This window comes from Pseudomonas sp. GW101-3H06 (assembly GCF_059424605.1).
The window spans coordinates 4,596,444-4,616,638 of sequence record NZ_JBWKZO010000001.1 but is presented as its reverse complement, the minus strand read 5'-3'; the positions used below and the strand labels follow the sequence as shown (position 1 = coordinate 4,616,638).

The 20,195-nt window shown below is 59.4% G+C and carries 25 protein-coding genes; 14 read left to right on the top strand and 11 right to left on the bottom strand.

Translation table 11 applies throughout. From position 1 onward, the window contains the following. Position 1: 1 nt before the first annotated feature. From AC07ZE_RS21000 to AC07ZE_RS20990, 3 genes are all read left to right on the top strand, one after another. Positions 2 to 607 (top strand): arylesterase, encoded by a 606-nt coding sequence (locus tag AC07ZE_RS21000; protein ID WP_137806759.1) that lies wholly within the window; start codon positions 2 to 4, stop codon positions 605 to 607. Between the two features lie 56 nt (positions 608 to 663). After that, complete coding sequence (locus AC07ZE_RS20995; protein WP_003226812.1) at positions 664 to 957, top strand: hypothetical protein; 294 nt, start codon at positions 664 to 666, stop codon at positions 955 to 957. Between the two features lie 120 nt (positions 958 to 1,077). Continuing rightward, on the top strand, positions 1,078 to 2,049 hold the full coding sequence (locus AC07ZE_RS20990; protein WP_137806760.1) for a L,D-transpeptidase family protein: 972 nt from the start codon (positions 1,078 to 1,080) through the stop codon (positions 2,047 to 2,049). A gap of 122 nt (positions 2,050 to 2,171) precedes the next feature. On the opposite strand, the gene oprI is transcribed toward AC07ZE_RS20990, so the two are convergent. Next, a complete protein-coding gene (oprI, locus tag AC07ZE_RS20985) occupies positions 2,172 to 2,423 on the bottom strand; it encodes an outer membrane lipoprotei OprI (protein WP_011335311.1) in 252 nt (83 codons plus the stop codon). A 640-nt stretch (positions 2,424 to 3,063) separates the two neighbouring features. Here oprI and AC07ZE_RS20980 point away from each other — a divergent pair. After that, positions 3,064 to 3,351 carry a GNAT family N-acetyltransferase gene (locus tag AC07ZE_RS20980; protein ID WP_008057026.1) on the top strand — a complete coding sequence of 96 codons (288 nt, stop codon included), beginning with the start codon at positions 3,064 to 3,066 and terminating at the stop codon, positions 3,349 to 3,351. Positions 3,352 to 3,425: 74 nt separating this feature from the next. Here AC07ZE_RS20980 and AC07ZE_RS20975 read toward each other — a convergent pair whose 3' ends face one another. Together AC07ZE_RS20975 and AC07ZE_RS20970 are read right to left on the bottom strand one after the other, a co-directional pair. Beyond that, complete coding sequence (locus tag AC07ZE_RS20975) at positions 3,426 to 4,502, bottom strand: 3-deoxy-7-phosphoheptulonate synthase (RefSeq protein ID WP_095196788.1); 1,077 nt, start codon at positions 4,500 to 4,502, stop codon at positions 3,426 to 3,428. A 169-nt stretch (positions 4,503 to 4,671) separates the two neighbouring features. Beyond that, on the bottom strand, positions 4,672 to 5,115 hold the full coding sequence (locus tag AC07ZE_RS20970) for a PilZ domain-containing protein (protein WP_207266491.1): 444 nt from the start codon (positions 5,113 to 5,115) through the stop codon (positions 4,672 to 4,674). Between AC07ZE_RS20970 and AC07ZE_RS20965 the strand changes: the two genes are divergently transcribed. From AC07ZE_RS20965 to cysB, 5 genes are all read left to right on the top strand, one after another. After that, positions 5,114 to 5,500 (top strand): thioredoxin family protein, encoded by a 387-nt coding sequence (locus AC07ZE_RS20965; RefSeq protein ID WP_207266490.1) that lies wholly within the window; start codon positions 5,114 to 5,116, stop codon positions 5,498 to 5,500. The genes AC07ZE_RS20970 and AC07ZE_RS20965 overlap by 2 nt on opposite strands. Further along, the gene (locus AC07ZE_RS20960; RefSeq protein WP_207266489.1) at positions 5,497 to 6,453 is read left to right on the top strand and encodes a putative 2-dehydropantoate 2-reductase; all 957 of its coding nucleotides are present in this window, start codon (positions 5,497 to 5,499) and stop codon (positions 6,451 to 6,453) included. The genes AC07ZE_RS20965 and AC07ZE_RS20960 overlap by 4 nt, the downstream gene beginning before the upstream one ends. A gap of 25 nt (positions 6,454 to 6,478) precedes the next feature. After that, positions 6,479 to 7,384 carry a 5'-nucleotidase gene (locus AC07ZE_RS20955; RefSeq protein WP_137806764.1) on the top strand — a complete coding sequence of 302 codons (906 nt, stop codon included), beginning with the start codon at positions 6,479 to 6,481 and terminating at the stop codon, positions 7,382 to 7,384. 94 nt (positions 7,385 to 7,478) lie between these two features. Then, on the top strand, positions 7,479 to 7,982 hold the full coding sequence (locus AC07ZE_RS20950) for a universal stress protein (protein ID WP_207266488.1): 504 nt from the start codon (positions 7,479 to 7,481) through the stop codon (positions 7,980 to 7,982). A gap of 113 nt (positions 7,983 to 8,095) precedes the next feature. Continuing rightward, positions 8,096 to 9,070 carry an HTH-type transcriptional regulator CysB gene (gene cysB / locus AC07ZE_RS20945; protein ID WP_008057010.1) on the top strand — a complete coding sequence of 325 codons (975 nt, stop codon included), beginning with the start codon at positions 8,096 to 8,098 and terminating at the stop codon, positions 9,068 to 9,070. Positions 9,071 to 9,086: 16 nt separating this feature from the next. On the opposite strand, the gene AC07ZE_RS20940 is transcribed toward cysB, so the two are convergent. Then, positions 9,087 to 9,569 (bottom strand): GreA/GreB family elongation factor, encoded by a 483-nt coding sequence (locus AC07ZE_RS20940; RefSeq protein WP_207266487.1) that lies wholly within the window; start codon positions 9,567 to 9,569, stop codon positions 9,087 to 9,089. 2 nt (positions 9,570 to 9,571) lie between these two features. Then, the gene (locus tag AC07ZE_RS20935; RefSeq protein WP_207266486.1) at positions 9,572 to 9,982 is read right to left on the bottom strand and encodes a hypothetical protein; all 411 of its coding nucleotides are present in this window, start codon (positions 9,980 to 9,982) and stop codon (positions 9,572 to 9,574) included. 124 nt (positions 9,983 to 10,106) lie between these two features. Between AC07ZE_RS20935 and earP the strand changes: the two genes are divergently transcribed. Together earP and AC07ZE_RS20925 are read left to right on the top strand one after the other, a co-directional pair. After that, complete coding sequence (earP, locus tag AC07ZE_RS20930) at positions 10,107 to 11,264, top strand: elongation factor P maturation arginine rhamnosyltransferase EarP (protein ID WP_207266485.1); 1,158 nt, start codon at positions 10,107 to 10,109, stop codon at positions 11,262 to 11,264. Between the two features lie 48 nt (positions 11,265 to 11,312). Next, positions 11,313 to 11,882 carry an elongation factor P gene (locus AC07ZE_RS20925; RefSeq protein WP_007955690.1) on the top strand — a complete coding sequence of 190 codons (570 nt, stop codon included), beginning with the start codon at positions 11,313 to 11,315 and terminating at the stop codon, positions 11,880 to 11,882. 190 nt (positions 11,883 to 12,072) lie between these two features. Here AC07ZE_RS20925 and AC07ZE_RS20920 read toward each other — a convergent pair whose 3' ends face one another. The 4 genes from AC07ZE_RS20920 to AC07ZE_RS20905 all read right to left on the bottom strand — a co-directional run bounded on the left by AC07ZE_RS20920 (position 12,073) and on the right by AC07ZE_RS20905 (position 15,375). Next, positions 12,073 to 13,086, bottom strand: coding sequence for an alpha/beta hydrolase (locus AC07ZE_RS20920; protein ID WP_207266484.1), 1,014 nt, complete (start codon positions 13,084 to 13,086; stop codon positions 12,073 to 12,075). Positions 13,087 to 13,123: 37 nt separating this feature from the next. Beyond that, on the bottom strand, positions 13,124 to 13,543 hold the full coding sequence (locus tag AC07ZE_RS20915; protein ID WP_027613448.1) for an organic hydroperoxide resistance protein: 420 nt from the start codon (positions 13,541 to 13,543) through the stop codon (positions 13,124 to 13,126). Between the two features lie 341 nt (positions 13,544 to 13,884). Beyond that, entirely contained in the window at positions 13,885 to 14,349 is a 465-nt protein-coding gene (locus AC07ZE_RS20910; protein WP_207267863.1) for a MarR family winged helix-turn-helix transcriptional regulator, read from the bottom strand. 69 nt (positions 14,350 to 14,418) lie between these two features. Continuing rightward, on the bottom strand, positions 14,419 to 15,375 hold the full coding sequence (locus tag AC07ZE_RS20905) for a LysR family transcriptional regulator (protein ID WP_207266483.1): 957 nt from the start codon (positions 15,373 to 15,375) through the stop codon (positions 14,419 to 14,421). A gap of 111 nt (positions 15,376 to 15,486) precedes the next feature. Between AC07ZE_RS20905 and AC07ZE_RS20900 the strand changes: the two genes are divergently transcribed. Beyond that, entirely contained in the window at positions 15,487 to 16,236 is a 750-nt protein-coding gene (locus AC07ZE_RS20900) for a sulfite exporter TauE/SafE family protein (protein WP_207266482.1), read from the top strand. On the opposite strand, the gene AC07ZE_RS20895 is transcribed toward AC07ZE_RS20900, so the two are convergent. Next, positions 16,226 to 17,080: a LysR substrate-binding domain-containing protein gene (locus tag AC07ZE_RS20895; protein WP_137806773.1), complete on the bottom strand. Its 855-nt coding sequence runs from the start codon at positions 17,078 to 17,080 to the stop codon at positions 16,226 to 16,228. The two genes, AC07ZE_RS20900 and AC07ZE_RS20895, sit on opposite strands and share 11 nt — an antisense overlap. A 95-nt stretch (positions 17,081 to 17,175) precedes the next feature. Here AC07ZE_RS20895 and AC07ZE_RS20890 point away from each other — a divergent pair, with 95 nt between their 5' ends. Together AC07ZE_RS20890 and AC07ZE_RS20885 are read left to right on the top strand one after the other, a co-directional pair. Then, positions 17,176 to 17,391 carry a DUF1127 domain-containing protein gene (locus tag AC07ZE_RS20890; RefSeq protein WP_095196775.1) on the top strand — a complete coding sequence of 72 codons (216 nt, stop codon included), beginning with the start codon at positions 17,176 to 17,178 and terminating at the stop codon, positions 17,389 to 17,391. 64 nt (positions 17,392 to 17,455) lie between these two features. Then, positions 17,456 to 18,685 (top strand): winged helix-turn-helix domain-containing protein, encoded by a 1,230-nt coding sequence (locus tag AC07ZE_RS20885; protein ID WP_207266481.1) that lies wholly within the window; start codon positions 17,456 to 17,458, stop codon positions 18,683 to 18,685. A 122-nt stretch (positions 18,686 to 18,807) separates the two neighbouring features. Here AC07ZE_RS20885 and AC07ZE_RS20880 read toward each other — a convergent pair whose 3' ends face one another. Then, entirely contained in the window at positions 18,808 to 20,154 is a 1,347-nt protein-coding gene (locus AC07ZE_RS20880) for a class II 3-deoxy-7-phosphoheptulonate synthase (protein WP_207266480.1), read from the bottom strand. Positions 20,155 to 20,195 lie beyond the last annotated feature (41 nt).

Here is a 20,195-nt window from a genome sequence, read left to right as displayed (position 1 = left end):
GATGCGTGTGTGGTTTTTGAGTGCTGGCCTGGCCTTGATGTGCATGGCCCAGAACGCAGCGGCGGGTACTGTCCTGATCGTTGGCGATAGTATCAGCGCCGGTTTCGGACTGGATACCCGGCAAGGGTGGGTGTCTTTGCTTGAGCAACGGCTTAAGCGAGAAGGTTTTGACGATAAAGTGGTCAATGCGTCCATCAGCGGCGACACCAGTGCCGGAGGCCAGGCGCGGCTGCCGGCGCTGCTTGCAGAGCATAAGCCGGAGCTGGTCATCCTCGAGCTGGGGGGTAATGATGGGCTGCGCGGGTTGCTGCCCACGCAATTGCAACAAAATCTTGCTTCGATGATCGACAGCTCTCGCGCCAGCGGTGCCAAGGTGTTGTTGCTCGGCATGCAGTTGCCTCCCAATTATGGTGCGCGTTACACCAAGGCCTTCGCCGAGGCCTACAGCAATGTTGCCCAAGAGAAAAAAATCCCTCTGGTTCCGTTTTTCCTTGATGGCGTGGGCGGTCATCCCGACTTGATGCAGGCCGACGGCATTCACCCGGCTGCCGGGGCTCAGGACAAGTTGCTGGAAAATGTCTGGCCTACGCTAAAACCGCTGTTATGACACTTTTCTAGGCGCGGGCTTTCGGCTAAGGTGGCGCCCCCGATTTGGAGCCCCCGATGCCGCGTCCCGCCTGGTCACTATTTGCCTACCAACTGATCGAGCCTGATGAACAGCTGGACCTGTTCGCCTGCCAGGAAGTGCGGGTGCATCTGGTGACTCGTCAGCTGGAGCTTGGCGGTTCGGCGGACCGGACCCTGTGCGGCAGTCTGTTGCCGGCGCAACCACGCTGGTCGAGCGTCGATCGCCGGGTGTTCCAGGACCAGCGCCTGTGTTCATTGTGCCGAGCCATTCTCGAGTCGCAAAAGCGCGGTACCTCGCCGATCTGGCCGGAGCTGCGGTTCGAGCTGTAGGTGCAAACTGCGAACTTTTGCCCGCATGACGCGCTCTATCGGTGCAGCTCCCCGAAATTACGGACGGCGGTGTACAATCCCGTTCTTATACCTCTGTCGATCATGCGAAGGATTTTCCGGATGTTGCCGCGCTTTCCTGCCGTCACCCGCTGCCTGTCCCTTGCCGCACTTTGTGTGGCAGGCCCCGTAGCAGCATTGGAGTTACCCCTGCCACCGCCTGGTGAAGACATCATCGGCCAGGTGCAAGTGATCAAGGCCAAGTACGAAGATACCTTCGCCGACCTTGGCACAGCCTACGACTTGGGCTACTCGGAAATGGTCGCGGCCAACCCGGGCGTCGATCCATGGTTGCCGGGCGCAGGCACCGAAATCGTGTTGCCAACCCGCTTCATCCTGCCGCCAGGCCCACGTGAAGGTATTGTCATCAACCTGGCCGAGTACCGCCTCTACTACTACCCGAAGGGCCGGAACGTGGTGTACACCTTCCCATTGGGTATCGGTCGTGAAGGCTGGGGCTCGCCCATTGCCCACACCAGCATCATCGCCAAGACGCCGAACCCGACCTGGACCCCTCCAGCGTCGATCAAGGCCGAACACGCTGCCGACGGTGATCCACTGCCCAACGTAGTGCCGGCAGGCCCGGATAACCCGCTGGGGCCGTTCAAATTCACGCTGGGCACCCCTGGCTACCTGATCCACGGTTCGAACAAGAAATTCGGCATCGGCATGCGCACCAGCCACGGTTGCTTCCGCATGTTCAACAATAACGTGCTGGAGATGGCCGGTATGGTGCCGGTAGGCACGTCGGTACGCATCATCAACGATTCGTACAAGTTCGGCGTGAGTGGCGGCAAGGTTTACCTGGAAGCGCACACGCCGCTGGACGACAAGGGCAACCCGTCGGTGGTCGACAAGCACACGGCAGTCATCAACGCGATGCTCAAGCGTGAGGACATCACCAACAACCTGCGCATGAACTGGGACGTGGTACGTGACGTCGTCGCGGCTGAAGACGGCCTGCCGGTGGAGATCGGCGTGCCCAGCAATGCTGCCCCGATGGTGACCAGCGCGCCACTCGACCCGCTGCAGTAATCCTTGAAAAGAACCCGCCGATGCTTGAAGTGTCGGCGGGTTTTTTCATGCCTGCACGAAACGGCAGGCAAAAAAAAGCCGACCCAAAAATGGGTCGGCTTGATAACAATCCCGAAGGACTATTACTTGCGGCTAGCTTTTTCCAGCATGCGCAGAGCACGCTCGTTAGCTTCGTCAGCAGTCTGTTGTGCTTTTTGAGCAGCAGCCAGAGCTTCATCAGCTTTACGGTAAGCTTCGTCTGCACGAGCTTGGGCGCGAGCTGCTGCGTCTTCAGTAGCAGTCAGACGTGCTTCGGTTTCTTTCGATGCGCTGCTGCAACCGGTAGCCAGAACTGCGGCCAGAGCCAGAGCAGAGAATTTCAGAACGTTGTTCATCGTGTTCCCCTTCAAGGACTTTCTATTAAGTGGCTGTCTCCTCCGATTGAGGAAATAGCCGGCGTACATACTACCCATTACTTGTCGTAAGTAAACTGACGTAAAGCAAGAAGCAAAAAAAATTGTAGGCGTTGATTCTTTTTCGAGCAACTTTTAACTGCACTGTTTAAAAAATACCCAGCTGGGAGGCCCGAGATGAGCGAGCCGGCGAAGAAAAGTTCCCCGTGCCTGGCGCTCTTTTTGCGGTCTTGGCTAAAGTCTGTCTAGATGGATTCGTCTACACTTTTGTTCGGGTTTTGCGCGACGCCTCTCATATCTTTCTCTATGTTCTGGTGACTTTAACATCGGGCGTTCGTCTCAAGTCTCAACATCCGGCAATGTTCAGGCTGACGCCCCCGGGGGGACCCTTGGGCGAACCGTTCCTGCGTGACCCGGAGCAGCACCCCCGCCAACGAGCATGATGACGAGCGTACCTTGAGCATTTCTGCCAATGGTGCCTACTATTTGTACGTGCTCGGTTGCGCGAGATCGGTGTAGCTCTTCTCGGTGTCCATTCAGGCACGGGGTGGCGTAGTTGTTCCTTCGCCGGAAAAACATCGGTAAGGTAGGGGTCGGAATTCTAGACCCGCGAGGAGTAGTGATGAGCGAGGCGTTGTCCATCCACCATGACCAGGCTGGTCATCAGTTCGAGACCAATGTGGACGGTCATCGTGCCTACCTGACTTATATGGATCTGGGGAAACAGACCCTGGATATCTATCGCACGTTCGTGCCTAACGCATTGCGCGGTCGTGGCATTGCTGCGGCACTGACCGAGAAGGCGCTGGAATACGCCGAGGAAATGGGCTACACGGTCATTCCATCGTGCTCCTACGTCGAGCGCTACATGGAGCGTCACCAGCGGCATGCGGCCAAGCTGAGCCAGTGATCTTCAGCTAAACGAACACATAAAAAAACGCCGGGCAGTGCCCGGCTTTTTTTTGTCTGCGTATCGAGCGCAGATCAGGTGCGATCGCGTTTAGGCAGCACATCCTTGAGCTTGGCATGCATGCTGCGCAAGGTATTCTCGGTAGCGGTCCAGTCGATGCAGGCATCGGTGATCGACACGCCGTATTGCAGGTCGGCAAGGTCTTTCGGAATGGCCTGGCAGCCCCAGTTCAAATGGCTTTCGACCATCAGGCCGATGATCGACTGGTTGCCTTCGAGGATCTGGTTGGCGACGTTCTCCATCACCAGCGGTTGCAGGGCCGGATCCTTGTTGGAGTTGGCGTGGCTGCAATCGACCATGATGTTCGGCTTGATCTTCGCTTTGTTCAGCGCTTGTTCGCACAGGGCGACGCTGACCGAATCGTAGTTCGGCTTGCCGTTGCCACCGCGCAACACGACGTGGCCGTAGGCGTTGCCCTTGGTGGTCACGATCGACACGCCACCTTCCTGGTTGATGCCCAGGAACCGGTGCGGGCTGGAAACCGATTGCAGGGCGTTGATCGCAACGGTCAGGCCGCCGTCGGTGCCGTTCTTGAAGCCGACTGCCGAGGACAGGCCGGAAGCCATTTCACGGTGGGTCTGGGATTCGGTGGTACGCGCGCCAATGGCCGACCAGCTGATCAGGTCCTGCAGATACTGCGGGGAGATCGGGTCCAGGGCTTCAGTGGCGGTCGGCAGGCCCATTTCGGCCAGGTCCAGCAACAACTGACGACCGATGTGCAGACCGTCCTGGATCTTGAACGAGTCGTCCAGGTAGGGGTCGTTGATCAAGCCTTTCCAGCCGACGGTGGTACGTGGCTTCTCGAAATACACGCGCATCACCAGATACAGGGTATCGGAGACTTCCGCGGCGAGTACTTTCAGGCGCTCGGCGTATTCGTGTGCGGCCTTGATGTCGTGGATCGAGCAAGGCCCGATGACCACGAACAGGCGGTGGTCGGTGCCATCAAGAATGTTGCGAATGACTTCACGGCCCTTGGTGACGGTGCGCAGGGCGGCGTCGCTCAGGGGGATGTCACGCTTGAGCTGATCGGGGGTGATCAGCGTCTCGTTGGAGGCGACGTTTAGGTCGTTGATCGGTAAATCAGCCATCGTTTACTCGTCAGGTCACGGGTGCCGGCCGCCAGCGAACCCGCGCGGCGGAGCACAGCAAATTAAGCGCGTCGGGGACCCGAACCTTAGCGCGTTACACCGTGGCTCGACAATGGGCAGGCGCGGCTTTAGCGGGCATTCTCCAGGAATTCCCGCCTGTGAAAGCACGTTAATCCTGCATTGATTGTGCAAATGCCCGGTGGACCCTGTCGTGAGAGTACTCATCGGCATGTTCCTGGACCCACTCCAGGGCCAGCGCCTGTACTTCCTGAAGGTCATTGTGGGCATCGTGCTGGCGGCAATAACGTTCGATCTGGCACACCTGTTCGCCCATCCTGGCACTGAATAGCGTCTGTTCATCGAGAAAGGCAATGCCCACCAGATAGCCATGCTTGCGTCGCAAGCACCAGGCCACATAGCCCAGAATGCGCAAATCGGGATTGAGGGTCGGCATGCGCACTTCAAGCGCCGTACCGTAACGCCACGCGCGGTGATAGTTGCAAGCCATGCCGCCAAGGCTGCTAGTGTGCATCTGATGCCGCGAAATACACTCGGGTTTGAATAACGTTAATTCGACGGGCACATCGTCAGGATGAGGAATAAAACGTCCCATGAACACGGACTCCATGTGTCGGCCATCTGACATTGTTTCCCCCAGTATAGTGGTCGAATTGCAGCTGACCGATTTCGACGCCGACCAACGGCTGCTGACGATGAACGGCGTTTCGCTGGTTGTTTTTACCAGTGTCGGCTGCTCCAGTTGCCGTTTTGCCCGTGAGCAATTACCGACAATCGATCTGGCCGTCGATCGGCTGTGCTGGATCGATGCCGGGAACAATGGCGGGGTGGTCGAGCGTTATCAGGTCTTTCATTTGCCGGCGCTGTTTGTGGTGCGCGACGGTGAATTCTTTGGGGCATTGCATTCGCGCCTGACCGGTACCGAACTCAATCGGGCGATACGTCAGGCGTTGAGTCGAACAGCAGAGGAGTTGCCATGATGGGGGCAGTTGCCAAACCGACAGTCGGTATTATCGGGACCGGTGCAATCGGCGGTTTCTATGGAGTGATGCTGGCGCGGGCCGGCTTCGATGTGCATTTTCTGTTGCGTAGCGAATTTTCCGCGGTGGCCGAGCGCGGGCTGCAACTTGACAGCGCCGTGCACGGCGCGCTGACGCTGAACCCGGTGCAGGCCTATGCGGCGGCTGAAGACATGCCGCCCTGTGATTGGTTGCTGGTGGGGGCGAAAACCACCAGCAACGCCGACCTGGCACCGGCCATCCTTCAGGCCGCAGCGCCGAATGCCAAGGTGCTGCTTTTGCAAAATGGCCTGGACGTCGAAGACAGCCTGCGTGAGTTGTTGCCCGATTCGCTGCATGTGCTGGGCGGGCTCTGCTATATCTGCGTCCATCGCGCGGGTCCCGGCGTCGTCACCCACCAGGCGTTGGGTGCGGTGCATGTTGGCTACCACAGTGGTCCTGCCGCTGATGGAGCGGCGCGTGCTTCAATCGTCGAGGAAGGTGTCGGGCTATTCCGTACCGCCGGCATCGACTCTCAGGCCATGGCGAACTTGCATCAGGCGCGCTGGCAAAAACTGGTCTGGAATATCCCTTACAACGGACTGTCGGTGTTACTGGGGGCCAGCACCACGCCGTTGATGGCCGATGCCGATAGCCGCGAGCTGATCAAGGCGCTGATGGCCGAAGTGGTCCAGGGGGCAATCGCTTGCGGTCATGAGGTTCCGGCGGGGTACGCCGAGCATTTGTTCAGGGTGACCGAGAAAATGCCCGACTACTGGCCGAGCATGTACCACGATTTTCTGCACAAGCGACCGCTGGAGCTGGACGCCATTTATGGCCGGCCTCTGGCGGCAGCAAAGGCAGCGGGATGCGAATTGCCGAGGATCGAGGCCTTGTATCGCAGTCTGGGATTTATCGATCGACGCAATCGCTGAGTCGATCAACCTGAGGGGGAAGGGCATGGCGAAGTCTATCGACGACAAACTGGTGCTGGCGATTTCGTCGAGTGCACTGTTCGACCTGAGTGAAAGCCACAAGGTCTATCTGTCGAGTGGCGTTGAAGCCTACCGGCAGTATCAGATCGAGCACGAAGACGAAATCCTCGAGCCCGGGGACGCCTTTGCGTTGGTGCAGAAACTCCTCAACCTCAATGCCAGCCTCGGCCGCGCCCGGGTCGAGGTAATCCTGGTGTCGCGCAACAGCGCCGACACCGGCCTGCGGGTGTTCAACTCAATCAATCACCATGGATTGGCAATTTCCCGCGCGGCGTTCGTCGGCGGGCGCAGTCCTTATCCCTATCTCAAGGCCTTTGGCTGTGACCTGTTTCTGTCGACTCATGCCGAAGACGTGCGCAGCGCACTGGACGCCGGTTTTGCCGCAGCAACCATACTGTCAGGTGGTGCGAGTCGTGCTGCCAGTGATGAATTGCGTATTGCTTTCGACGGTGATGCGGTGCTGTTTTCCGACGAATCCGAGCGCGTTTATCAGGCCGGTGGCCTCGAGGCTTTTCAGGCCAACGAACGCGAAGCCGCCCGCGAACCCTTGCGAGGTGGGCCGTTCAAAGGTTTTCTCGCGGCGCTGAACCTGTTGCAGCGCGAGTTCCCGGATGACGCCTGTCCGATCCGCACGGCGCTGGTGACGGCCCGTTCGGCGCCGGCCCATGAGCGGGTGATCCGCACCTTGCGCGAATGGGACATCCGGCTGGATGAATCGCTGTTCCTCGGTGGCCTGACCAAGTCGGCGTTTCTCGAAGCCTTCGCCGCCGATGTATTTTTCGATGATCAGACCGGTCACTGCGAGTCGGCCCGGGAAGTCGTCGCTACCGGTCATGTGCCGCATGGCATAAGCAACGAGCAAAAGGTTTAAGCACGCCGATCAACGTGTTGCGTCGGACGTCGTACTCCTCAAGGCACTGCTAAGCTGAATCAATCTCCGCCATGTTGGCAATCGAGGAGGTCATATGATTCGCTCGATGCTCTATGCCACTGACCTCGGCCTGTATGCACCTTTGGTGATGCAGCATGCCTTGGCATTGGCCCGGACATTCAATGCCGACTTGTACGTGGTGCATGCGGTGGAACCGATGGGACTGTTCGCCGAATCGGTGCTTCAGAGTTATCTCGATGAGCAGGCGCTGAACGAGTTTCACAGCCAGGGGCTGAACACGGTCATCGCCAATATCGAGCAGCGGGTACTCGACAGCTTTCGTGAGGAGTTGGGGGGCGAGGGTGAGCAGGATCTGGAGCGGATTCAGGCGGTGCGGGTGCTGCAGGGTGATCCGTCGCAGGTGATTCTCGACCAGGCGCAGAAACTCTCTGTGGATTTGCTGATCGTAGGTAGTCATAGCCATGGTGCTGGTGCGGAAACGCCGTTGGGCCGGACCGCAGCGCGTGTGTTGCAATTGTCAAAGGTGCCGGTTTACCTGGTCCCGCTGGTGCAACGTCGTCGCCAAGGGGATCGCTAGAACACGAATAACGGGAGACCTGATAAAAAGTTCTAGATTTATTCTTCAAACCATTAATATAGTTATATACCGTCGCTGATGCCCGTGGCGTCTATCTGCTTTGAGGGATTCATATGAAGCTTCAACAATTGCGCTACATCTGGGAAGTGGCGCACCACGACCTCAACGTTTCCGCTACCGCCCAAAGCCTTTACACCTCGCAACCGGGCATCAGTAAACAGATCCGCCTGCTGGAAGACGAACTGGGCGTCGAGGTCTTCGCCCGCAGTGGCAAGCACCTGACCCGCGTCACCCCGGCCGGCGAGCGCATCATTACCACCGCCGGCGAGATCTTGCGCAAGGTCGAAAGCATCAAGCAGATCGCCCAGGAATTCTCCAACGAGAAGAAAGGCACCCTGTCGATCGCCACCACCCACACTCAGGCGCGTTATGCGTTGCCGCCAGTGATCAGCAATTTCATCAAGCAGTACCCGGACGTTGCCCTGCACATGCACCAGGGGTCGCCGATGCAGATCGCCGAAATGGCCGCTGACGGCACAGTGGACTTCGCCATCGCCACCGAAGCACTGGAGCTGTTCGGCGATCTGGTGATGATGCCGTGCTATCGCTGGAACCGCTGCGTGGTCGTCCCTCAGGGGCACCCACTGACCAAACTGTCGAAGCTGACCCTCGAAGCCTTGGCCGAGTACCCGATCGTGACTTACGTGTTCGGTTTCACCGGCCGTTCGAAACTCGACGAAGCCTTCAGTCACCGGGGCCTGACGCCGAAAGTGGTGTTCACCGCCGCCGACGCCGACGTGATCAAGACTTATGTTCGCCTGGGCCTGGGTGTAGGGATCGTGGCGAAAATGGCGGTCGACACCAAGCTCGACAACGACCTGGTGGTGCTTGATGCCAGCGAGCTGTTCGAATCCAGCGTGACCAAGATCGGTTTCCGTCGCGGCACCTTCCTGCGTGGCTTCATGTGCGACTTCATCGAGAAGTTCGCCCCGCACCTGACCCGCGAAGTCATGGCCAAGGCCATCCAGTGCCACAACAAGCAGGAACTGGAAGAGCTGTTCGACGGCGTCGAACTGCCGGTTCACTGATCAGCCCGACAGCGGCCTAGACCACCTCGGTGACAGCGAACTGTTGCCGAGCACCCGCCACCAGAATCTCCACCTCATCACCTTCGAACTTGCCCAGCAGGCTTTTGCCCAGCGGTGAGCGCGGGGTGATGACGGTAATGGTTTGCCCCACCAGGTCGACCTTCAGGCCCGCCGCATCCGGCGCCAGGAACAACCACTGTTCGCGGCCCTTTTCGTCTTCCAGCCCCAGCAGCGCGCCGACTTCAATGCCACGCTGCTCGTCATAAGGACGCAGGATCAGGTTTTGGCAAAGCGCCAGTGACTGCCGGATTTCTTCGACCCGTCTGGCCTGCCCGGCAGCCAGGTAGGACGCCTCCAGACCCAGCGTGTCGTACTTGTTTTCGGCAATGTTCTCTTCGTGGGTCGCGGTTTCGTAAGCGGTTTGCGCAGCGCGTTCGGCGATGTCGAGGTCAATGCGCAGCTTGTCGAGAATCAACTGGTGGATGCTTTGTTTGTTCATGATCAATCGCAGAATTGCAGGACGTTGGCGCGGCTTTTTTCGCTCGGTGCCGTCTGGTCTTGTTGCAGCCAGAACTGGCATTTTGCGTTCGACAGATTGCGGTTGCTGCTGCGCGCCTGATCGAGCCGTTGCGCCTGCTCGTTCTTGCGCAGCTTCTCTTCATATTGTTCGAACAGCGGGCTTTGTGGAGGAATGTCTGGCACCGGTTGCGTCACCACGGGAGGTTTGGCGAGCTGTTCTACCGCTGCCGCGACGGGGGCGAGTTGCTCGTTGAAAAACAACCGGGCAACGAGCCAGCAGGTCAGCGCGATGGCGAGAAAGCCGAGCCACAAACCCAGGGCAATGCCGCCGGTCAGTTGCAGGGCATTGAACTGGATCGGCAACGGGCGGCGCGGATTGGGACGGTAGGGCATGGCTGCCTCCTGGCGGTGGGTCGCGGGGTAGTGGCGATTGTCGCACGAAGATTAATCGTCGTCGGCTCTTCTGTACGGGGTAATTTATGCGGACAATCGCTGCCTTTGCCAACGGGAGCCTGGAATGCCTGAACTGCCTCAAATGAAAAAAAACAGGCGCTGGGATATTTTTTGCACCGTGGTCGACAACTACGGCGACATCGGCGTGACCTGGCGTCTGGCCCGGCAACTGGTTGCCGAACATGGGGTGGCGGTGCGTTTGTGGGTCGATGACCTGCGTGCCTTCGAGCGAATGTGCCCAGACATCGACATCCACATTTCGCAGCAATGGCAGCAGGGTGTCGAGGTGCGTCACTGGGCGGCCGAGTGGCAACCTGTCGAAGCCGCGGATGTGGTGATCGCCGCGTTCGCCTGCCAATTGCCGAGCGCCTACATGGAGGCCATGGCCGAACGGGAAAAAACACCGCTTTGGATGAATCTTGATTACCTGAGCGCCGAAGACTGGGTGGTCGGCTGTCACGGCTTGCCCTCGGTGAAGTACAAGCACGTACAGAAATTCTTCTTCTTTCCGGGGTTTCAGAAAGGCACGGGTGGCTTGTTGCGTGAAAGCGGACTGCTGGAGCGGCGTCGGACGTTTCAACAAAGTCCGCAAAAGCGGAGTGAGTTCCTGCAAGGACTGGGGATAAGTCCTGCCCCGGGCGCGCAACTGATCTCGCTGTTTGCCTACGAAAATGCCGGGCTGGCCAGTTGGCTGGACGCGCTGGCGGGCGATCCGACGCCTGTTCACTTGTTAGTGCCGGAAGGGCGGATTCTTGGTGATGTCGAGCGTTGGCTCGGCGTAGATGGACTGAAGGCGGGTGCGCTGCACCTACGCGATGCCTTGACCGTGCAGGTGTTGCCGTTCGTCCGGCAGGACCAGTACGACCTGTTGCTATGGAGCTGCGATTTCAATGCGGTGCGCGGCGAGGACTCGTTTGTTCGCGCTCAATGGGCGGGCCGGCCATTGCTCTGGCATATCTATCAACAGGAAGAAGACGTCCACCTCGACAAGCTTGAAGCCTTCCTGACGCTCTATGTGAAAGACCTTTCGGCGCCTGCACGCGAGGCGATCAGCGGTCTCTGGCGGGCGTGGAACGCTGGTGAGACAATGACCGATCACTGGCAATTGACCCGCAAACACTGGCCGGAGCTGCAAAAACACGCCGAGACGTGGTGTCTGGAACAGGCCTCACAGGCCGATCTCGCCGCAGCGCTGGTACAGTTTTATGTAAATTGGATATGATACGCGGCCTAGATTTTTGTAAATCCCATCCAAATTCGGATATTCGCAATGAAAACTGGTAAAGAACTCAAACCCGGTACCGTGATCCGTATCGACAACGATCCTTGGCTGGTTCAGAAAGCTGAATTCACCAAGTCCGGTCGTAACAGCGCGATCATGAAGACCAAGCTGAAGAACCTGCTGACCGGCTACAAGACCGAAACCGTTTACGGTGCGGACGACAAGCTGGATGACGTGATCCTGGACCGCAAAGAAGCGACCCTGTCCTTCATCAGCGGCGACTCCTACACGTTCATGGACACCACCGACTACACCATGTACGAGCTGAACGCCGAAGACATCGAAAGCGTTCTGCCGTTCGTTGAAGAAGGCATGACCGACGTTTGCGAAGCCGTGTTCTTCGAAGGCCGTCTGGTTTCCGTAGAGCTGCCGACCACCATCGTGCGTCAGGTTGACTACACCGAAGGTTCCGCTCGCGGCGACACTTCCGGCAAGGTGATGAAGCCTGCCAAACTGAAGAACGGTACCGAGCTGTCGGTTGCTGACTTCATCGAAATCGGCGACATGATCGAGATCGATACCCGCGAAGGCGGTTCCTACAAAGGCCGTGCCAAATAAGCACTGCTTGAGGAATGAAAAAGCCCGACCATTGAGTCGGGCTTTTTTGTGCCTGTCTGAATCTACGATGAACCCTTGTGGGAGCGAGCCTGCTCGCGAAGTGGCGTGTCAGGCAATGATGATGTGTTTGGCAAACCGCTTTCGTCGGAGCGCCGCCCGGAGCCGGCTCGCTCCCACATGGGGTACTGCGTTACTTCTTCAGGTGTTGCTTGAGTTCTTCGGAGGCCTGCAACATCGCCGAACGCACCGCCGGCACCTGGCTCACCACGTTAAGCAAGCCGTAGTCGTGGATCATGCCGTTATAGCGAACCGAGGTCACCGGCACACCAGCTTCGTCGAGTTTGCGGGCGTAGGCTTCACCTTCATCGCGCAATACGTCAGCGCCGGCGGTCTGCACCAACGCCGGTGGCAAGCCCTTGAGTTGCGCAGGGGTTGCCCGCAATGGCGAGGCGTAGATCTCGTTACGCTGCTTGGCGTCGGTGGTGTAGTTGTCCCAGAACCACTTCATCATGTTGCGGGTAAGGAAGTGCCCCTCGGCATACTGGTTATAGGAACCGGTGTCGAAGTTGGCATCCGTCACCGGCCACAGCAACACCTGAAACTTGATGGCCGGTGTGCCTTTGTCTTTGGCCATCAGCGCGACCACAGCCGCCATGTTGCCGCCAACGCTGTTGCCGGCCACCGCCAGGCGCTTGCCATCGACGTTGATCTCTTTACCGTGCTCGGCCACCCATTTGGTCGCGGCGTAAGCCTGGTTGATTGCCACCGGGTAATGCGCTTCCGGCGATGGCGTGTAGTTGACGAAAACCGCCGCCGCACCTGAGCCCACCACCAGGTCCCGAACCAGCCGCTCGTGGGTCGGGAAGTCTCCCAGTACCCAGCCGCCACCGTGGAAGAACATGAACACCGGCAGCTCGCCTTTGACCCCGGCCGGCCGGACGATGGTCAGGCTCAGCGGTTGGCCGTCGACCTGGATGGTCTTCTCGCTGACATCGGCTTTTGGCAGTGTCAGTTTCACCCCGGATTGCGCACCCACCAGCACGGCGCGGGCATCCTTGGGCGTCATCTGCTCGATCGGTTTGCCGGTGCCGGCGTTCAGCACATCGAGAAACGCCTGGGTGTTGTGCTCAACGTCGCCGGCAAATGCGCTGTGGACGGACAGGGCGAGGAGGGTACCGGTCAAGACTTTGCTGAAAGTGTTCATGTTCATTTCCTGTTCGGGCCTGAGTCGATAATTGAAGTTAGACGGTCACGTGCAGACGTACATCGACGTTGCCACGAGTGGCATTGGAGTACGGGCAGACCTGGTGGGCTGCATCGACCAGTGTTTGCGCATCGGCTTGTTCAAGACCCGGCAGGCTGATGTGCAGGTCGATGTCCAGTCCGAAGCCGCCGGGGATCTGGCCGATGCCGACATGGGCGGTGATCGATGCGTCGTCCGGGATTTTGCGTTTGGTCTGGCTGGCGACGAACTTCAGTGCACCGATGAAGCAGGCGGAATAGCCGGCTGCGAACAGTTGCTCAGGGTTGGTCGCCGCGCCGCCAGCACCGCCGAGTTCTTTCGGGGTGGCGAGTTTGACGTCGAGAATGTTGTCACTGGAAATCGCACGACCGTCACGGCCACCGGTGGAAGTTGCGATTGCGGTGTAGAGAGTTTGCATGGTGAAAGCCTCGTTCGTGGTTTGATTTGTTTTGCGCTAAATGTTTGCGCGCTAAGTAAGTGCGAGATAAATGTATCGCGCTAATGTTTAGTGCGCAAGATAAATTTCTAAAAAAGTTTGGAACAAGGTGATGGTCGACTGGGTGGATTTGCTTGGAAGCGCCGAGATAGAGCCGTGAAGAGGGGGTTGGAATTTTTTTGAAGGGGCGATTTTTTCAAGCCGCCTCAAGACAAATGTGGGGGCGGGCTTGCTCGCGACGGCGGTGTATCCGTCACCACATGTGCTGGATGACACACTGCATTCGCGGGCAAGCCCGCTCCCACAGGGATAGAAGGTGTTCTTTAGTTCAGGCTGTCTTGCAAATGCCGACGCAGCTCTTGCAGCTCCGCCTGCAGCTTCTGCAATCGTTCCAGGGTCATGCCGCTGGCGCCGAGGATGCATTGGGGAATGCCCCGCGCCTTGTCGCGCAGGGCGCGGCCTTGTTCGGTGAGCTCGACGATCACCACGCGCTCGTCTTCACGGCTGCGGGTGCGGCTCAGTACGCCTTCGGCTTCCAGGCGTTTGAGCAGCGGCGTGAGCGAGCCGGGGTCGGTCAACAGGCGAGTGCTGATTTCGCCGACGGTCAGGCCGTCCTGTTCCCACAGCACCATCATCGCCAGGTACTGTGGATAAGTCAGCCCCAAGGCCTGCAACAAGGGTTTGTAGACCTTGGTCATCATCAGCGAAGTGGAATGCAGGGCGAAGCAGGCCTGGTTGTCCAGCAGCAGGTCGTCGCAGTTGTCCGGGGTGTCGCGCTCGGTGGTCATTTCGAAGCCTTGATCAATGATCGTCATGAATCTAGCGGGCAAATCTTTAATGCACTAGACAATTCTAGACTAGTGGTGGTCCAGATGCGTTTGCAGCACCAGATCCCACGGCGGAATCGGGCTGAAACGGGTTTTCAGGTATTCCAGCAGCAGGCGACTGCGGGAAGTGGGTTGCTGCTCCAGCCGCAGGGCATAGATCCCGGCGCTTTCCGGTTTGGGCAAGCCGCTTTCGCAGAACAGCGGCAACAGTTCGCCGCGCAACAGGTACTCACTGGCCAGCCACGTCGGCAAGTGCGCAATACCCAGGCCGGCCAGCGCGCCGCAGACCAGTGCTTCGGCATTGTTGGCGCTCATGCGCACGCGCGCCGGGCGATGCAGTTGCATCTGGCCGTCGCGCTCGAAGCGCCAGGCGAAGGGCGGGGCAAGTCCATCCCAGTCCAGGCCGTCGTGCTCGCTCAACTGCGCCGGATCACTGGGCACGCCGCGGCGCTGCAAATAGTCGGGGCTGGCGCAGGCAATGCGCACCATGCTCGCCAGCGGTGTCGCCACCAATCGGGTATCGGCCAACAACCCGGCGCGCAGCACCAGATCGACCTTGCCGAGATTCAGGCCCTGCATGTCGACAAAACTGTCAATCAAATGCAGTTGCACATCCAGGCCAGGGTAGAGCATCAGAAAATCGGCAATCACCGGTGCCAGATGCCGTCGACCGAAGGCTGCCGGCGCATCCACCCGAATCAAGCCTTCCGGCGCGCTGCTGAGGGACACGGCCTCGGCCCTGGCCAGGCGCAACTCGGCAACGATCCGTCGTGCGCGTTCGGCAAACGCCAGACCCGCCGGCGTCGCGCGAACGGCATGGGTGCTGCGAATGAACAACTGGCTGCCGACGGCACTTTCCAGGCTGTCGATACGTCGGGCCACTGCCGAAGGGGTCAGCGGGTGACGACGTGAGGCGGCGGAAAAGCTGCCGGTTTCCAGCACGTCGAGAAACAGACCCAATTGGTCGGTCAGTTGATTGGGATTCATGGTGTGCTCAATGCTTGTGCGAAGTTGGCATAGCCATTGTGCGTTGCTGTGCGTTTCCCCACCAGACCCATCTGCGTAGGATGAAACGCCTGACGTGATGGGGAAAACGCTGTGATTGAGTTCTTGATGTACCTGGTCTTCGGTGCTGCTTTGGGAACCCTCGGCGGTATCTTCGGCATCGGCGGTGGATTGATCGCCATTCCGTTGCTGGGGGTGTTGTGTGGGCTCGATCAGCAGATCGCCCAGGGCACTGCGCTGGTGATGGTGGTGCCTAACGTGATGCTGGCGCTATGGCGCTATCACCAGCGCAACCGTATCGAATTGCGTCACGCGCTGCCGCTGGCTTCGATGGGATTCTGCTTTGCGTGGATCGGTTCGATCTGGGCGGTGGGGATTGACGCGCAAACCATGCGTCTGGGGTTCGTCGCGTTCCTGATTGCGCTTTCGGCTTACAACCTGGCGCGCATGTGCTTCGCCAGTGCACCGGCGTCTGCGCAGATGAACCATTCATGGCCATGGCTGGGGGTATTGGGCGCGGCATCCGGGACCATGGGCGGTTTGTTCGGGGTGGGCGGGGCGGTGGTGGCGACGCCGGTATTGACCAGCCTGTTCGGCACCACCCAAGTGGTTGCCCAAGGCTTGTCGCTGGCGCTGGCACTGCCGAGCACCGGCGTGACCCTGGTCACCTATGCGGCGCATCATCAGGTGGCCTGGACGATCGGCGTTCCCCTGGCGGTCGGCGGCCTGATGAGCATCAGTTGGGGCGTGAAAATCGCCCACGCCATGCCCGAACGTGTGCTGCGCGCGCTGTTCTGCGGTTTTCTGGTGTTCTGCGCGGTGATGCTCGCCTTTAAAGTTTGAAGCCTTCGACGATGTGCTCGGCCAGGCACTCGGTGATCGGCGACGGATTGTGCAGGTTGCGCACCAGCATGATGCTGGCCTCGGGCAACACGGGCAGGTCTTCAGCTTCACCGAGGATACGCATGTCCGGGGTGACCAGGCTTTCCAGTTGCGCCGTCACCGCCAGGCCGGCGCTGACCACAGCCAGGATCGCCGACAGGCTGTCACTGTTGTAGGCCACGCGGTAATCGCGGCCCATGGCATCCAGGGCATTGCAGGCCCACAAGCGGCAGAAGCAATCGCTGTTGAACATCGCCAACGGCAGCGGCGTTTGTTCATGGGCACTGAAACATTGCGCCTCGGCCCAGACAAATCGCTCCTTGCGCAATAGCTGGCCGATTTCACTGCCTGGCTCACGGGTGACGATGGTCAGGTCCAGGTCCTGGCGCAGCAGCAGTTGTTTTGATGATTCGCAGTGCACCTCGATCTGGATCAGCGGGTAGGTCTGGGCAAACCGCCGCAGAATCCCCGGCAAAAACCGCATCACGTAGTCGTCCGGCGTGCCGATGCGCACCATGCCGACCATGTGCGGTTCACGCAGGGTATTGAACACTTCGCTGTGCAGCTTGAGGATGCGCCGGGCATATCCGAGCAACACCTGGCCCTCCGCCGTCAGCCGCACTTGCCGGCCGTCGCGCTGGAACAGTTGCCGCTGCAGCACATCTTCTTCCAGCCGCTTCATCTGCATGCTCACGGCCGATTGGGTGCGATTCACCAATTCCCCGGCGCGGGTAAATCCGCCCTGGTCGGCGATGGCGACGAAAGTGCGCAGCACTTCGGTGTCGATACTCGGGTAGGCGGACATTCATCAATCTCCGAGATATGTGACATCAGAAACATTCGTTGGATTGATCTTAGCTCCGGCGAGAAACTTGAGCCATCCAAACGGAGGGCAACAAGATGAAAGGTCAAAAAGGCTTCGTCGATGCAGAAAAACATTCCATCCACCTGATATCCGATTTGCTGCACAAATTTAACCGCTGGTACGAACTGCACCGTGAACGTGAAATGTTGGCGGGCATGAGTGATGAAGCGTTGAAAGACATCGGGCTCAGTCGCGCGGACGTCGAGCACGAGGCCATCCGGCCGTTCTGGGATGACCCGATGCACAAATGAGCAATACACAACTACACAAACCGACTTTCGGTGAGGTAGGTTGCGAGCAGACAAGGAGATGCTCATGCCCGCAACACAGTCCTTTTCCCTCAAACAGGCTCGGCGTCTGGCGCTGGCTGCCCAAGGATTCAACGGGCGCCAGCCGCCGGCGACGATCAAACCGGTACAGCTCAACCGTTTGATCGAGCGGCTGGGCATTCTGCAGATCGATTCCGTCAATGCCGTGGTGCGTTCGCACTACCTTCCGCTTTTTTCCCGTCTCGGTAATTACTCTTGCGACTTGCTGGACCAGGCTGCCTGGAGTCAGGGCCGGCGTCGCACGTTGTTCGAGTATTGGGGGCATGAAGCCTCTCTGCTGCCCTTATCGATGTACCCCTTGATGCGCTGGCGCATGCAGCGAGCGATGCGGGGCGAAGATATCTATCAACAACTGGCGCGGTTCGGTCGCGAGCAGCAGGACACGATTCGACGGGTGCTGACCTGTGTTCAGGAGCAGGGTGCCTTGGGCGCGGGCAGCCTGTCGACTCGTCAGGAGCGGGCAGGGCCCTGGTGGGACTGGAGCGCGGAAAAGCATGCGCTGGAATGGTTGTTCGCCGCCGGTGAAGTGACCGTCGCCGGCCGGCGTGGGTTCGAGCGGCTCTATGACCTGCCTGAGCGGGTGATCCCCTCGGCCATCCTTGCGCAACCGCTATTGAACGAGGCCGAAGCACAGCGCGGTCTTCTGCTGCACGCCGCCACAGCTCTGGGCATGGGCACCGAGAAGGACTTGCGCGACTATTTTCGTTTGAATCCCGCTGACAGCCGCCCGCGTCTTGAGGAGTTGGTGGAAGCGGGCGAATTAGTTTCCTGTGATGTCCAGAGCTGGCGGCAGCCGGCTTATTGTCTGCCTGAAGCCAAGGTGCCGCGCAAGGTCGAGGCCAGTGCGTTGTTGTCACCTTTCGATTCGCTGATCTGGGAGCGTAGCCGCACAGAGCGTCTGTTTGATTTTCGCTATCGACTGGAGATTTACACGCCGGCGGACAAGCGGGTCTATGGCTATTACGTGTTGCCGTTCTTACACAAGGAAAGGATTGCCGCGCGGGTCGATCTTCGCGCCGAACGGACGGCGGGGCGCCTGGCGGTGCATGCGGTGCACGAGGAAGAGACAGGGCTGGATGATGAAGGGATGCTGGCGCTGGCGGTCAATCTGCGGCAGATGGCGGATTGGTTGGGGTTGGAGCGGGTTCAGTTGAATTGCCCGCGGGCGAGTGCGGGGCGGTTGCGAGTGGCGTTGGTTCAGATCAGCGCTGAATGAACTGGCCTCTTCGCGGGCAAGCCCGCTCCCACAGGGATTGCGTCGTTCGCATGATTTGTATCCGACGCGGTCACTGTGGGAGCGAGCTTGCCTGCGAAGGCGTCCGCTCAGGCCCTTAAAAACTAGCGCCGGACTTGTTTCAGGGTTTCGGCAATCAAAAACGCCAGCTCCAGCGACTGATCGGCATTCATCCGCGGGTCGCAATGGGTGTGGTACCGATCCGACAAACCGTCTTCGGTAATCGGCCGCGCCCCGCCAATGCACTCGGTGACGTTCTGTCCGGTCATTTCGATATGAATGCCGCCGGCATAACTGCCTTCAGCTTCGTGCACCTGGAAGAACTGCTTCACTTCGCCAAGGATCTGCGCGAAGTCGCGGGTCTTGTAGCCACTGCTGGCCTTGATGGTGTTGCCGTGCATCGGGTCCGAACTCCACAGCACGTTCTTGCCTTCACGCTGCACGGCACGGATCAGCTGCGGCAAGTGATCGCCGACCTTGTTCGCGCCCATCCGCGCAATCAGGTTCAGACGGCCGGGATCGTTGTCCGGATTGAGCACGTCGATCAGGCGGATCAGCTCTTCAGGGTTCATGCTCGGACCGACCTTGACCCCGATCGGATTGTTCACCCCGCGCAGGAATTCGACGTGGGCGCCGTCGAGCTGACGGGTGCGGTCGCCGATCCACAGCATGTGGGCCGAGCAGTCGTAGTAATCGTTGGTCAGGCTATCGCGACGTACGAAGGCTTCTTCGTAGTTCAGCAGCAGCGCTTCGTGGGCGGTGAAGAAACTGGTCTCGCGCAGTTGCGGCGAACTGTCCATGCCACAGGCGCGCATGAACGCCAGGGTCTCATCGATGCGGTCAGCCAGGTGGCTGTACTTTTCCGCCAGGGCCGAGTTGGCGATAAAATCCAGATTCCACTTGTGCACCTGGTGCAGATCGGCAAACCCGCCTTGGGCAAAAGCGCGCAACAGGTTCAGGGTGGCGGTGGACTGATGATAGGACTGCAGCAGGCGCTCCGGGTCCGGCACGCGGCTTTTTTCGTCGAAACCGATGCCGTTGACGATATCACCGCGGTAGGCCGGCAGGGTCACGCCGTCGATGGTTTCGTCGTTGGCCGAGCGCGGTTTGGCGAACTGCCCGGCCATGCGCCCGACCTTGACCACCGGGCAACCGGCCGCGAAGGTCATGACAATCGCCATCTGCAGCAGTACCTTGAAGGTGTCGCGGATTTTCGCGGCGGAGAACTCGGCGAAGCTTTCTGCGCAGTCGCCGCCCTGCAACAGAAACGCGCGGCCCTGGGTCACTTCGGCAAACTGACGGCGCAATTCCCGGGCCTCACCGGCAAACACCAGCGGCGGGTAGCTGGCCAGGGTTTGCTCGACGTGCTGCAAATGCGCCGCGTCGGGATATTGGGGTTGTTGCTGGATCGGCAGGGCGCGCCAGCTGTCAGGGCTCCAGGGTTGGCTCATCACAGTCTCTAATGTTTTACGCTCGGACAACCATGTTATCA